General features: G+C 55.7%; 8 protein-coding genes. 7 read left to right on the top strand and 1 reads right to left on the bottom strand.

Features of this window, described 5'->3' with window-relative positions; genetic code table 11:
• Positions 1–25: 25 nt before the first annotated feature.
• Positions 26–3,247 carry an autotransporter domain-containing protein gene (locus QZJ86_RS04625; protein WP_301936826.1) on the top strand — a complete coding sequence of 1,074 codons (3,222 nt, stop codon included), beginning with the start codon at positions 26–28 and terminating at the stop codon, positions 3,245–3,247.
• Between the two features lie 92 nt (positions 3,248–3,339).
• Here QZJ86_RS04625 and QZJ86_RS04620 read toward each other — a convergent pair whose 3' ends face one another.
• On the bottom strand, positions 3,340–4,818 hold the full coding sequence (locus tag QZJ86_RS04620; protein ID WP_301936823.1) for a hypothetical protein: 1,479 nt from the start codon (positions 4,816–4,818) through the stop codon (positions 3,340–3,342).
• Positions 4,819–5,110: 292 nt separating this feature from the next.
• Here QZJ86_RS04620 and QZJ86_RS04615 point away from each other — a divergent pair, with 292 nt between their 5' ends.
• The 6 genes from QZJ86_RS04615 (at position 5,111) to QZJ86_RS04590 (ending at position 12,818) form a co-directional block, all read left to right on the top strand.
• Positions 5,111–6,763, top strand: a complete 1,653-nt coding sequence (locus tag QZJ86_RS04615; protein ID WP_301936821.1) for a phospholipase D-like domain-containing protein — start codon at positions 5,111–5,113, stop codon at positions 6,761–6,763.
• Positions 6,764–7,082: 319 nt separating this feature from the next.
• On the top strand, positions 7,083–7,508 hold the full coding sequence (locus QZJ86_RS04610) for a Tse2 family ADP-ribosyltransferase toxin (protein WP_301936819.1): 426 nt from the start codon (positions 7,083–7,085) through the stop codon (positions 7,506–7,508).
• Positions 7,509–7,706 (top strand): hypothetical protein, encoded by a 198-nt coding sequence (locus tag QZJ86_RS04605; RefSeq protein ID WP_301936816.1) that lies wholly within the window; start codon positions 7,509–7,511, stop codon positions 7,704–7,706. It begins immediately after the preceding gene.
• Positions 7,707–8,155: 449 nt separating this feature from the next.
• On the top strand, positions 8,156–9,364 hold the full coding sequence (locus QZJ86_RS04600; protein ID WP_301936814.1) for an efflux RND transporter periplasmic adaptor subunit: 1,209 nt from the start codon (positions 8,156–8,158) through the stop codon (positions 9,362–9,364).
• Complete coding sequence (locus QZJ86_RS04595; protein WP_301936811.1) at positions 9,361–11,298, top strand: MacB family efflux pump subunit; 1,938 nt, start codon at positions 9,361–9,363, stop codon at positions 11,296–11,298. Before QZJ86_RS04600 ends, QZJ86_RS04595 begins: the two co-directional genes overlap by 4 nt.
• Before the next feature lie 137 nt (positions 11,299–11,435).
• Positions 11,436–12,818: an efflux transporter outer membrane subunit gene (locus QZJ86_RS04590; protein ID WP_301936808.1), complete on the top strand. Its 1,383-nt coding sequence runs from the start codon at positions 11,436–11,438 to the stop codon at positions 12,816–12,818.
• Positions 12,819–13,009: the final 191 nt, after the last annotated feature.

The following is a 13,009-nucleotide window of genomic DNA, read 5'->3' as shown; positions in this document are numbered from 1 at the left end:
CCACTGCAATCGGAGGTACCGAGCCATGAGCCTGAAATTATCATTCCGCCAGGTCGATAACTTGATGGCCGGCGCCGGCCTGATACTTGCAGCAACGGTAACCCCCTCGTCCGCAGAGCTGTCGTATCAAATAACCGACCTTTCGCCGCTATCTGGAAATCCGTCCGCTCACGCCCAATCCATCAACGATAGCGGACAGATTGTCGGATTTTCCGATACGTTCGAACCGCCGGCCAGCGCCGCCTCCAATAACACGAAAAATACCCGTAACGCTGTGATCTGGACTTGGCATTCGGGCAGTTCAACGGCATCGCCTCTCGATCTCGGTACGATTGCCCTGGGCGCCGACCATCCCAACTTCAACTCGACGTCCGTCATCAAAATCAATAATCAGGGACAAGTATTAGGTAATGCCATCGACCTCACGACGAATCAACTTCACGCGGTCTTATGGAGAGAAGGCACGTTTGCCAGGAATTCTCTTACTGTATTTGGCAATGACCAAACCAATGGCGCCGGCATTGTCAATATCGGTCAAGTGGTGGGAACTAATCTAACGACCAATCAAGCCTTTATCTGGCGGCAAGATCCCGTTAGCGGGCAGCAGACGGTATCCTACCTCGCGGGTAGCGGGAGCGGCGGCGTAGCCATCAACAACGCAAACCAGGTATTGTTGACGGTTGGTCAAGACGTTTACTTGCTGCCTAATACGAATCCTATCCCCGCATTATCGGGCACATGGCCGACCGCCCTGAACGACCGCGGCCAAGTGGTCTTTATCAACGATGGCGATGCCTTCGTCAGATTGCCCGATGGCAGCTTGGTCAGTTTAGCGGGCGGCGAAGCCTATGCCCTGAACAACGACGGTCAAGTGGTCGGACAGCGGAACGAAGGCAATACCGCGATCGTCTGGTACCCGACGGCCAATGGCGGCTGGAGCCAGGCATTCGATCTGAACGACCTTGCGGTATTCTCGTCCTCGCCGTTCAATCTCAATCAAGCGTTTGGCATCAATAACTTGGGCCAAATCGTCGGCGAAGCCTCCATTGATGGCAACATCCATGGTTTTTTAGCCACCCCAACCGGTACCTTAAGCTGGGATCCTACGACTAGTTCCCGCGACTGGGACAGCGCAGCCAACTGGGATTCCGGGTTTGGTTTTACGCCAAACGCATTGTTTCCGACGGTTATTCGGCCCAATGCCAATGCGATAACCGTGGATGGCCCGGCCTTGGATGCCACCGTTAATAATCTAGTCCTGGGCGGCGGCAGCGGGGCCGCAACGCTCAATCTGCATACCGGGAGTTTGACGGCTGTTAACCAGCTGACCGTACATAACAACGCAACACTCAACTTTTCCGCGGTGCGTCTGGCTGCCAATTCCATTCTTAACCAGGGCACGGTCAATATTAGCGGCGCCGGGACACGCACCATCGCTGGCGCGGTGACAAACGAAGGCATTTTTAAGGTGACGGACACCTCGGTTCAATATACGGGCGCTTTCGCTAACAATGGCGCGTATATCAGCGATCCGTCTACGAACCAGTTCAACAACCTCAGTGTCGGCTCTACGGGTTATCTAGTCGGCGGAACCGGAGACCAGTTCATCGTCGCCGGAGATTTCAATAATGCCAGCAATGAAAATATGCTGTGGAACACCGCAAATGCCGACTTAATTTTTAGCGGTCTAACCGGCACCCACCATACCATGGGGCTTGCTAGTGCGGATCAAGGCATTACCGCTACCGTTCCAGCCAATAATTTCGCCTGGGGTTCCATGACGCTTAACAGCGGCAATTTCCTCAAACTGGTCGATGGCAATACCCCCCCTGGCGCCGCCCTTTACGCCGGCCGGATTATTCTGGCGGACGGCCTCGGTCAGCTGAGCAATATCAACAGCGATTACAACGTCTACTTCGACCCGACATTAGCGGGCAACCAATACTTGCTGGGTAGCATCAGACGCTTTGGAACGGGCGGCGGACAGTTACTGCCTTGGAGTCTGGTGCCTTTTGGCAGCGAAGTGACCGGCGATACGGCTTTAACGCCGAATCAACAAAATTTCGGGGCGGCTTTGGCCGAAGCCTGCACCGCCCCCACCGGCATCCTGGCGACTCGCTGCCTGCAACTCCAGGGACTGAGCCCCGCCCAGCAAAGGCTGGCGGTGGCTTCGTTAACGCCCGATCAAGTTCCCGGACAAATGGCCGGCCCGATCAAATTCAGCGCAACCCGAATGGATTCTGTCTTCTCAAGACTGGCCAATTTGCGTCATGGCAGCGGGAGTGCGCCCTTATCGATTAATTTCAATGGATTGCAGATGTCCGCCGACCAGTTGGCGCGCGCGTTCGGCGTTAACGGGATCGGCGGCGCGGCCGGCGACGACAACGAACTGTTCCGGGATAACCCGCTAGGTTTTTTCGTACAGACCCGCTTCAACTTCGGCGATCAGCGCACTAGCAGTTGGGATCGCGGTTTCAACTCCCAAGCCTATACTGCCACCGTCGGTGCCGATTATCGCGTCAACGATCGCTTGGTGACCGGTTTGGCGTTCAATTACGCCGGCTCGTCGGCGCAATACGACGAATCCGCCGGTCATATGGACAGCGATACTTATATGGGGGCGTTTTATGGCAGCTATTTTTTGCCCGAGGATTTCTATGTGGATTGGATGGCCAATTATGGCAGCAACGAATATTCGTTTAATCGCCAGTACGGTTATGCCGGATTCAATGGTCAATCCGACGCCAAGCCCAGCGGCCATCAATATAGCGTCGCGCTGAGTAGCGGCAAGGATTTAAGTTGGCAGGGATGGACGATCGGTCCTTATCTACGCTTGGAATATCTTGGCATGCATATCGGCGAGTATCGGGAACAGGGCGGAAACGGCTTCGACGTGACGACCGGCGCGCAGACCAATCATTCCTTCATCGGCAACCTGGGCGCCCAAATCAGTTACGCCATCAGTACATCGTGGGGCGTCGTCACGCCCGCGCTACGAGCCGAATGGGAACACCAATATCTGAACGACAATCGCGCCATTGCCATGCGTTTATCTCAAGCCGCGCCCGGTCTAGGCAATTTCGCGGTCCAGACCGGCAACCCCGATCGCGATTACCTCAACCTGGGAGGTTCCGTGAGCGCGGTCCTAGCCAACGGCGGGAACGGATTCATACGTTACGAAACCCGCATCGGGCAATCCTATATATCCGATCATATCGTGGAGGTTGGAATACGCATGTCGTTCTGAATAGTCCCAAACCAAGCGCCTGGCGGAGAAGAAATCCGCGAATCGACACCTACCCCTACCAGCCGGATATCGGGCAAAAGCGGGGATATTTTTCAGGCTTTACGGCGGCTTAGCCAACCCAGACTACCGATGGCGCCGACGAACAAATAAAACGCACTGGGCAGCGGCACCGGCGCGGTTTGCAGAGGTTTCATATGCCACGCCAAAGCGTAATCCCAAGCAAAAGGATTCGCTTCGCCGGACTTCACCGACAATTGGTAGTGATGACCCATCGCCAAATTCACCCAAAGGTTTTCGCTGTTATCGACCTTGCTCGCCGAGAAGGCCGTACTGGTTTGGGCGGTGGTATCGAACAATTCCAGATCCAGGTCATGCAAGCTAGTCACTAAACTGCTGTCGTTCGACACACCAAGATTCCACACCAAGGACGCCGTCAAATTCAAGTCTGCCAACGCGGTGATTTTATAGGTGGCCGTAATGTTACTGTCCAGACCGCCGAACGCCCCATCGTAATCGAATCCGGCCGCGGTTATATCGCCGGCACCGCTGTCGTCTTCCAGGCTATCTTGCTCGCCGGCGGCGATGATCTGATAACTCTGCAAGATATTCAATTGACCGGCGCCGAAACGGTCGTCCAGCCCGTTGACGGTTTGATGGCTACCCGCACGGTAATCAGCGATATTGGCAGTGGTGGAAGTATTGTCGGTGATCCGGTCCGCCCCGGCCATCAATGCCGCCTTGACAGTCTCGGCGCGTTCGCCGTTATACACTGTTCCAACGCCGTCAATGTTAATCGAACCATTCGAAACAGCCAAGGCGGCCTTATGCCCGGTCTCGACCAACAGCGCGGCCGCCGCGGCGACTATCGGCGTCGCCGCACTGGTGGTGGTCTGCGGCGCGACCAAATCCGGACGCGTCCGTCCCGCGGCATAAACCGCGTCTACCGCATCCGAACCGCGATCCTGCAAGCCGTCGGTGCGTCCGACCGCAATTACATTGTAAGCGCTGCCCATTAATGGCGCGTTGCTAACGTTATTGTTCATACCGACCACTTGAATAAACTCGTTATGCTGAACTTGCCTATCGACCAAGCGCAGGACAAGACCGGCTGCGTCCGCAGGTTCACCGCCTGCAATCCAGCTATGATTGGCAATTCGGCTGGCATTGACAGGCGGCAAGGCCACTTGAGTTTTAGAAGGGACCAGACTCTGTAACCACTCATTGGCGTCATAGCTGGCAATGCGCTTGATGCCAGGCGCGATACCCTCGTTACCGTAAAAACGCCAACCGACACTGGTGGCATGTGACGATACCAAAGCACTGGGCGTACCGGGAAAATAAAAAGTCTTACCGCTAAATTGCGTGTCGGCAATATTCGGCGCATAAACAGTTGGTTTGTCTATCGCAGCCAGCGAAGCCTCGGCTTGAACGACATTCACGCCATCCCCGGTCGGCGTATTTGCCCCCAATAGCGTTTGCAGCGCCGCATAGCCAATATCGTTTTTGTAGTCCGCAACCGCGCCGGGCGCCCAATGCAAGGCCATCAAGCAAAGCCAATATTGTTTATGCATGTTGATCGTCCTCTTGTGAATTGATTCGTCAATGGCCGGCGCCAGCCTGGTTTACTGTTGGCTAGAGCCTGGCCCTGGCCAGCTTTATCTAACGTCCCAATACTGGCGATTACGCAAATATAGCTGGAAAATCGACTCTGTGCCGGTTGTTGGAAAATCGGGCAACAAGACAAGAACAGCCAGCCGGCGGCGCTCCCGATGCAGAAGTCGGCAAGATAAAAACAAACACTTTGTTTGTGCGGACAACCGTAACATAATCCGCTCATCAATCTCTCCGACCCAGGAGGCGGCCATGCGCAGCGCTATCGAAACCAGCCCTAACGGTTTGCAAGTCAGAGCCATCGCCGGCACTTACGTGGTACTGCTGGCGTTTACCTGCCCCAAAGCGTATTGCACGGGTTTACTCGGCTTCGGCATCCGCCGCAAGGACCACGAAAATGGCGAAGTGGTCTGGCTGCGCGGTTTAAAGCGCTTCGAACTGCCGGGAATGGACGATGGCGATAGCGTCAGCACTCGGCATCATCCTATCCAGAAATTCCATTGGGGCGATTACACCACTAAACCTGGCCGCCGCTACACCTACAGCATTCATGCATTGACTGGCCAGCCAGGATCGCTACAGGTTTTCGAGGCCGTCGATGTACCAATAATCTGCGAACAACCCAATTCGGTCGGCAATAAGGGCCACGCCGTGCATTTCAATCGTAGCGCGGCGGCCAGCCAGGCTTTCGCCAGACGCTTTCCACATTTGCCGGCCGGCGAGATCACGGATGCCAACGCTCGGCGCTGGCTATCGCGCGGCCTGGAAGAATCGCTGATCGCCTTTATCGACGCGGCCAAAGCCAAGCAAGGTTTGCATTTATTTCTCTACGAGTTCGAAAAAGACAGCTTTTTCGAGGCGCTGAAGCGCGCCAAATTGCGCAAGGTCAAACTGGAGATCATTTACGACGGCTTGTTGGATGGCAAGGGCGACGGCCCGTCACTCGACGCTGCGCCGCAGATCAAAAAATACGGTTTAAAAAGCGTCTGCAAGGCCCGCACCGGCGCCGGGTTGAATATCTCCCATAATAAATTCATGGTGCTTAGCAACGCTCAGCGCAAACCGGTTTCGGTCTGGACCGGCTCCACCAATTTCACCGATAGCGCGATATACGGCCAATCCAACGTCGGCCACGCCATTATTCATGCCGGTTTGGCCCAGCAGTATTTCGACTGGCATCAAACCATCTGGAAAACCCCGAATCTGTCCGGGGCCGATTCGCGCAAAGTTGCGATGAGTTTAACGCAACCGCCGGCAACGACGACGGCCGGTACTCAGTTAGTGCTAAGCCCGCGCAAAACCACCGAAATGGTCAGCGAGTGCGCCGAATGGGTGTCCGCCAGCAAACGCCTGATCTGTTTTACCGCACCGTTCGCGATGCACGACGAATTGGAAGCCGCGCTGGTCGGCGCGCCGGCGCATGTGCTGGGATTACTGAATACCAATGGCGTAGTCGGCAAGGCCTTGCACGACGCAGCCAACACCCAACTGGCGGCCAGCGCCGCCATCGACGACCAATCGATTCTGGAAGCCTGGCAGGGCCGCTTACTGGCGGAATCCAAGCACCATTCCGGCGTGCATGTGCACACCAAGATTCTGCTGGTCGATCCGCTCTCGGAAAATCCGTTGGTCGTCACCGGTTCGGCCAACTTCAGTACCAATTCATCCAGATTCAACGACGAAAACCAATTATTCATCGTCGGCGATACCGCCGTCGCCGATGTCTATCTCGGCGAATTCGTGCGTTTGTTCGATCATTATTATTTTCGCGACCATCTCAGCTGGCTGGCCAAACAGAAAAAGATCGATCCCAAGGCTGGATTTCTGGACTCTACCGACCAATGGGCCTTGCGCTTTTTCGACGGCGGCGAACGCCAGGCAGCGCGGCTGGCATTTTTTGGTTGAGCTTGGACTATTCGTAGCGTACCAATTGCTTAGAAGAGTTGGTCTCAGTTCGGCCAATTCCTGCCACAGAAAGCGCATTGATCAATGACTGCAGACCGGCTCATTGCCACCAAGCAGAGAATGTGGCTAAAAAAGTCAGCGGGCTTTTCGATTCTTTAATCGTCCGGTTCGGTATAGCCTCGGTGCAGTTTGGTTGATATACGGAAGTGAAAATCCCTGGTAGTAGTTCATAAATTTATTGATGCCACACAGGTTTCGTGGTAGATATACGGTTAACAGCTATTAACTCGTTAGCCTGCAACGGAATTTGGAGAGACGTATGCCGGATAGCAAATATCTTGTGCGCATCGAAGCAGCGATGAAAATCGACATTGACCTTTATCGCGGAGGCAACTCGACATCACCGCGTCTTGATCACGTCCGCGACAAAGATGTAGTGAAGTACAAGGATGAGTCAACTGGCCTCACAAAAGTCAAAGGCATGTCTGGAGGAATTTCAACTTTCACAGCGCCCAAGCCTGAGACTAATTGGTGGTGGATTAAAGCTGGAACGACTGTTCCTGCTAAATTGGTCATTACTCGTGATATAACAGATCCACAAACCGGGATAACCCACTATACAATTCGTCCAGAATCAGACATGTTTATGACAGAATTTGTAGAACAACTTAAATTATTTTTGAATGTCGAAAAGCTTTCTATAGAGCGAGCCATTGAGCTTGGCGGCCGCTGGGAGAAGAGATAAATGAACACGTTGGAATGGACTGAAATCAACTGCTTAATTGAGGCGCTTGAGTTGCTGGTTGCCAAACACAACAACATTTTGGCAGACGCTTCCATTGATGAAGACACTCGTTCAGATCATTCTAATGATCTGGCATATGCCGAGATTATTCTGCACAAGTATGAACAAGTGCGAGATCAACTTGCAGCATCAAATTAAAGTTAATACGAATCCCAGGCTAACAAATACATCGAGTCCGACATCCTACCTTCCGCTGCGCTCCAGGGTAAGACGCCTAATCTGGACGTCAAATGGCAGCTCATTGAATCCCAGCCGACATTGATTGTGAAGCTTTGAAGGTCAACTGCGGCAATCAGACCTACCGTTAAATCAAAATCGATTTTTACTTTTTATGTCGTTCCTGATACAGCCGGGCCCATCCAAAAAATAAACAACCGATCTTTACCAAGCTTTACCTTTCTGAAGTGTTTATCGGCTTGCCAAGTAAAATGGCAGATAATACACTGCAAGCTAGTTCCAAAGGCCGCTAAGCCATCGTGTTTCACCAGACTGAGCGGCATCGTCCCCATATACCGCTGTCGAAGCCATCGCCACTACTGCTGGTCGGGAAAATATCCGTAACCCTAAAGTAGACATTGATTATTGCCATGCCGCAATCTCCCGATTCATCGTCCAACCGCCGGCGTCTGCGCTGGCTCATGCTGTGTTTGCTAGTCATCGCTGTCGCCCTCGGCGGCTGGTATTTTGCCAAGCAGCCGCAACGTACCGATCAAGGCAAAGCCGATAATGTCGAGGTGAGTCTCGGCGATCTGGAAGAAAACGTCACCGCTCAAGGCAAATTGGAGCCGAAGGAATATGTCGATGTCGGCGCGCAGGTCACCGGCCAGTTGCAAAAGATTTACGTCAAGATCGGCGACAACGTCGAGGCCGGCCAATTGCTGGCGCAGATCGACCCGCGCATTTATGCGGCCAGGGTGGCCGCAGACGAAGCCAATATCAAGAACTTGCAGGCGCAATTGACCGGCCAACAAGCGCAGGTCGTGTTTGCTCAGCAACAATACGACCGCAACCGCGAGTTGTTGCAAAGCAAGGGGATCAGCGTCCAGGACTTTCAGAACACCGAATTCACCTTGAAAAACGCCAAGGCCACCGCCGAATCGCTGCAAGCGCAGATCGAGCAAGTGCAATCGACTTTAAACGGCGACAAAACCAATCTGGGCTTCACCAAAATCTTCGCCTCGATGGACGGCACCATGGTCGATCAGAAAGCCCGCGAAGGCCAGACGCTGAACGCCAACCAAACCACCCCGACCATCCTGCAACTGGCCAAACTGGATACGATGACGGTGCGCGCCCAAGTCGCCGAGGCTGACGTGATGCGGCTACGTTCCGATATGCCGGTCTATTTCACCACGCTGGGTTCCGGCGATCGCCGCTGGCAAGGCAGCGTCCGGCAGATTTTGCCAACGCCGGAAGTGATCAACAACGTGGTGCTTTACAACGTATTGGTCGATGTCGATAACCGCGACCGGCAACTGATGACCGGCATGAGCACGCAAATGTTTTTCGTGTTGGGCAAGGCCGAACAAGTGCCGTTGATTCCGGTCAGCGCGCTGGGCCAGCGCCAGCGCAAGGAAGATCGAGGCGAAGGCCATGCTTATCAGGTCAAAGTTCTTACCGAACAAGGCGTACAGGATAAAACCGTGCAGATCGGCCTGCGAACCCGGCGTTTTGCGCAAGTGCTGGAAGGTCTGGCGGTCGGCGACCGGCTGCAAGTCAACTCAGGCAAGGACGACAAGACTAAGAACCGCAGAAACAATCAGGGCTATCCCGGCGCCGGAGTGCCGAGACTATGAGTGCCCAGCCCCTGCTGGAACTTAACAATATTCAGCGCTTTTACCCCAACGGCGACACCATCGTCCGCGCGTTGGATGACGTATCGCTGAGCATCTGGCCCGGCGAATTCGTCGCGATCATTGGTCAGTCCGGTTCCGGCAAATCGACGCTGATGAATCTGATCGGCTGTCTGGATAAAGCCGATGTCGGCAGCTACCGGGTGCTGGGCCAGGACGTCGCGGATTTGGACCCCGATCAACTGGCGGCGCTGCGCCGGGAAAGTTTTGGCTTCGTATTCCAGCGCTACAACCTGCTGAATAATGCCAGCGCCGCCGAAAACATCGAAATTCCGGCATTATATGCTGGTTTGGCTAAAGCCGAACGCCATCAACGCGCTTTGCAGTTACTCGCCAAACTGGGCTTGGCCGACCGCAGCGAACATAAACCGATGCAGCTATCCGGCGGCCAACAGCAACGGGTCGCGATCGCCCGCGCCTTGATGAACGATCCGCCGGTGATCCTGGCCGACGAACCCACCGGCGCGCTCGACAGCCAAAGTGGTAGCGAAGTGATGGCCTTGTTGAAAGCCTTGCATCAGGAAGGCCGCACCATTTTGCTGATCACCCACGATGAAAAAGTCGCGGCGCATGCTCAACGCATCGTCCATATCACCGACGGCAAAATCGCCAGCGACGGCGCGGCCAATCGCAACGGCCGAGTACTGGCGCCGCCGCCACATCGCGGCATCGGTGCGGCCGGCTTGCTGGCCGAATTGGGCGAAGCCGCCAAGACCGCGCTGCGCTCGCTCCGCGCCAACTTGTTCCGCACCGCGTTGACTTTGCTGGGCATCGTGATCGGCGTCGCCGCCGTGGTCACCATGTTGGCGGTTGGCCAGGGCAGCCAGGAAAAAGTGCTGGAGCAAATGCGGGCGATGGGCACCAACATCCTCTCCATCCGCCCAGGCGTTCCAGGTTTTCGCGGTGGCGGCGACGTCGCCACGCTAACGCTGGCCGATGCCGACGCCGTCGCCGAACTGGACAATGTCGAATCGGCCTCACCGGAACGCAATAGCCGTTTGACGGTGCGTTATGGCTCGGTCGACTACTCGACCAGCGTGCAAGGCGTGGCCGCCAGCATGCCGCAGGTACGCGACTGGCCGGTCGGCAGCGGCGACTTCTTCGACGAGCGCGACCAGCGCCGCTACGCGCCGGTAATGGTTCTGGGAGAAACCGTGCGCAAATTATTGTTCGTGGAAGGTGAAGACCCTATCGGCCGATACGTGATGATAGGCAATATCCCCTTCGAAGTGATCGGCGTCATGGCCGCCAAGGGTGCCGACGCCCAGGGCAGCGACCGCGACGACGCGGTGTTTGTGCCGATCAGCACCGGCCTGATCCGCCTGTTTGGCCAGAAATACCTGGGCGGCATCACGATCAAGGTCAAGGATGTCGGCAAAATCGACGCCACCCAGCAAGCCATTACCGACCTACTGATTTCACGCCATCAGAGCGAGGATTTTCGGATTCGCAACATGGCCTCCATCATCGAATCGGCCACCGAAACCCAAAACACCTTTACCTTGATGCTGGGCATCGTCGCGGCGATTTCCTTGCTGGTTGGCGGTATCGGCGTGATGAATATCATGCTGGTCAGCGTCACCGAGCGCACCCGAGAGATCGGTATCCGTATCGCCACCGGCGCCCGCCGCCGCGACATTTTGCTGCAATTCAATACCGAAGCGGCGGTGGTCTGTACCTTGGGTGGTTTGATGGGGGTACTACTAGGCTTCGCGGTCGGCTATGTCCTGAAATATTTTGAGATGGCGGTACTATTTTCGCCGCTGCCGGCGATATTAGCTTTTTCCTGCGCCTTCGGCACCGGCTTGCTGTTCGGCTATTTGCCGGCCCGCAAGGCGGCGCATCTGGACCCGGTCGTGGCCTTGGCGGCGGAATGAATATGGTCATTCGCGTCAAACCAAGTGCCGTTCGCCTTTATGCCCCGTTGGGAACTAAGCCTGTCGAAGGGCAAACCAACTGGGGCTTCAACGGCCTTAGCCCTGACGAAATATCAAGGACTTTTAGGGGCTGGTTAATGCCTTTCCGATTTCTATATGTTGGTATCTTGCTGTTGACGAGTGGCTGCAATTTACTGACGGAGTACCAGCGGCCGACGGTGGAAACCCCGGCGCAATGGCATGAGCCAGCGCAATCCGGCTCAACCACGGTCGATCCGCAATGGTGGCAAGCCTTTTCCAGCAGCCAACTCAACCGCTTGATGAGCGAGGCTTTGGCCTACAACAACGATCTGGCTGCCGCCAGGCAACGTGTCGAGCAGGCCCGCGCCCAAGCCAAGATCGCCGGCGCCGGACTGTGGCCGGCCGCCTCGTTGAGCGGCGATTTTACCGATAGCAGAAACAATAAAACCGACAGTCAACAAACCAGCGGTCAGATCGACATCGGCTACGAAGTGGATTTATGGGGCGCCAATCGCGCCAGACGCGATGCCGGCACCGCTCTGATGTTAAGTCAAATCTTCGCCCGCGACGCCTTGCAACTGGTGGTGATGGCAGATGTCGGCCAGGCTTATTTCAATCTTCTAGCCATTCAAGAACGCCGGCAAATCGCCAGCGACTTTCTGGACACGGTTAACGCGATTCTGACTATCATCGAAGCCCGGCAACAGGCCGGCGCGGCCTATGTGCTGGAAGTGGCGCAGCAGCGCACCGCACAAGCCAATGCCCGCGCCAGCCTGGATTTATTGATGCAACAACAGACTTTGGCGGAAAACAGCCTGACGATTTTACTGGGCCATCCGCCGCAAACGGTGCCACTGGAAGCTGCCCGCTTCGCCGATCTGGTCGTGCCCGGCATCGCCGCCGAGCAGCCGGCCACGCTGTTGCAACGCCGGCCGGACATTGGCCAGTTGGAAATGCAGCTGATCGCCGCCAACGCCGACATCGCCGTGGCCCGCGCCGCGTTTTATCCCAAACTACAGCTTAGTCTGGGCAGCATACTGGCCAACCCGCAACCGGCCGGCGTCGCGGCGACGCTGGCGGCCGGCCTGACCCAACCCTTGTTCCAAGGCGGGCGTTTGGAAGGCGCATTGAGTAATGCGCTGGCTGCGAACGCAGAATTGGCGGAAACCTATCGGAAAACCGTGCTGACGGCGTTTAAGGAAGTCGAAGACGCCGCCGCCATTTACAACAACTCCAGCCGCCGGCTGAAAGCGCTGCAGACCGCCGCCGAACAAGCCCGGCTGGCTTATAACATCTCCCAGGAACGCTATCGGCTGGGCGCCATCGACTATCAGGCTTTGTTGAACACGCAGACCAGCTATCTCAGCACCGAGAACAGCCGGGTGCAGGCCCGCTTGGATGTACTGGTCGCTCAGGTACAGTTGTATAAAGCCTTGGGGGGCGGTTGGTCGTTGAGTGAGCAGAATACCGATTTGTCGGACTTGGCGCCGGGGCCGTAGCCAAATTAGAATGCGGCGCAATGCCCGTTGGTTATTGCGCCCTACACGGGCTTCCACGATTAAACTGATGGCTTACAATGTCCCGGCAGCTTCAGACCTTCTCATTATTGAAATCGCATGTGCCGGTAGGCTACCATCGTAGGAACGATAGGTTTTCTAGCTGAGTACACATACCAGTTGAAAACAGCTGT

Origin of the sequence: Methylomonas montana (assembly GCF_030490285.1) — a bacterium.
GTDB lineage: Bacteria > Pseudomonadota > Gammaproteobacteria > Methylococcales > Methylomonadaceae > Methylomonas > Methylomonas montana.
Note: the sequence above shows the minus strand (reverse complement) of the source record. Positions and strands in the feature narration are given on the sequence as shown.

Coding starts and splice junctions, on each gene's coding strand:
- QZJ86_RS04615 (WP_301936821.1), top strand. CDS start 5,111: ATGCGCAGCGCTATCGAAACCAGCCCTAACGGTTTGCAAGTCAGAGCC.
- QZJ86_RS04610 (WP_301936819.1), top strand. CDS start 7,083: ATGCCGGATAGCAAATATCTTGTGCGCATCGAAGCAGCGATGAAAATC.
- QZJ86_RS04590 (WP_301936808.1), top strand. CDS start 11,436: ATGCCTTTCCGATTTCTATATGTTGGTATCTTGCTGTTGACGAGTGGC.
- QZJ86_RS04625 (WP_301936826.1), top strand. CDS start 26: ATGAGCCTGAAATTATCATTCCGCCAGGTCGATAACTTGATGGCCGGC.
- QZJ86_RS04605 (WP_301936816.1), top strand. CDS start 7,509: ATGAACACGTTGGAATGGACTGAAATCAACTGCTTAATTGAGGCGCTT.
- QZJ86_RS04600 (WP_301936814.1), top strand. CDS start 8,156: ATGCCGCAATCTCCCGATTCATCGTCCAACCGCCGGCGTCTGCGCTGG.
- QZJ86_RS04595 (WP_301936811.1), top strand. CDS start 9,361: ATGAGTGCCCAGCCCCTGCTGGAACTTAACAATATTCAGCGCTTTTAC.
- QZJ86_RS04620 (WP_301936823.1), bottom strand. CDS start 4,818: ATGCATAAACAATATTGGCTTTGCTTGATGGCCTTGCATTGGGCGCCC.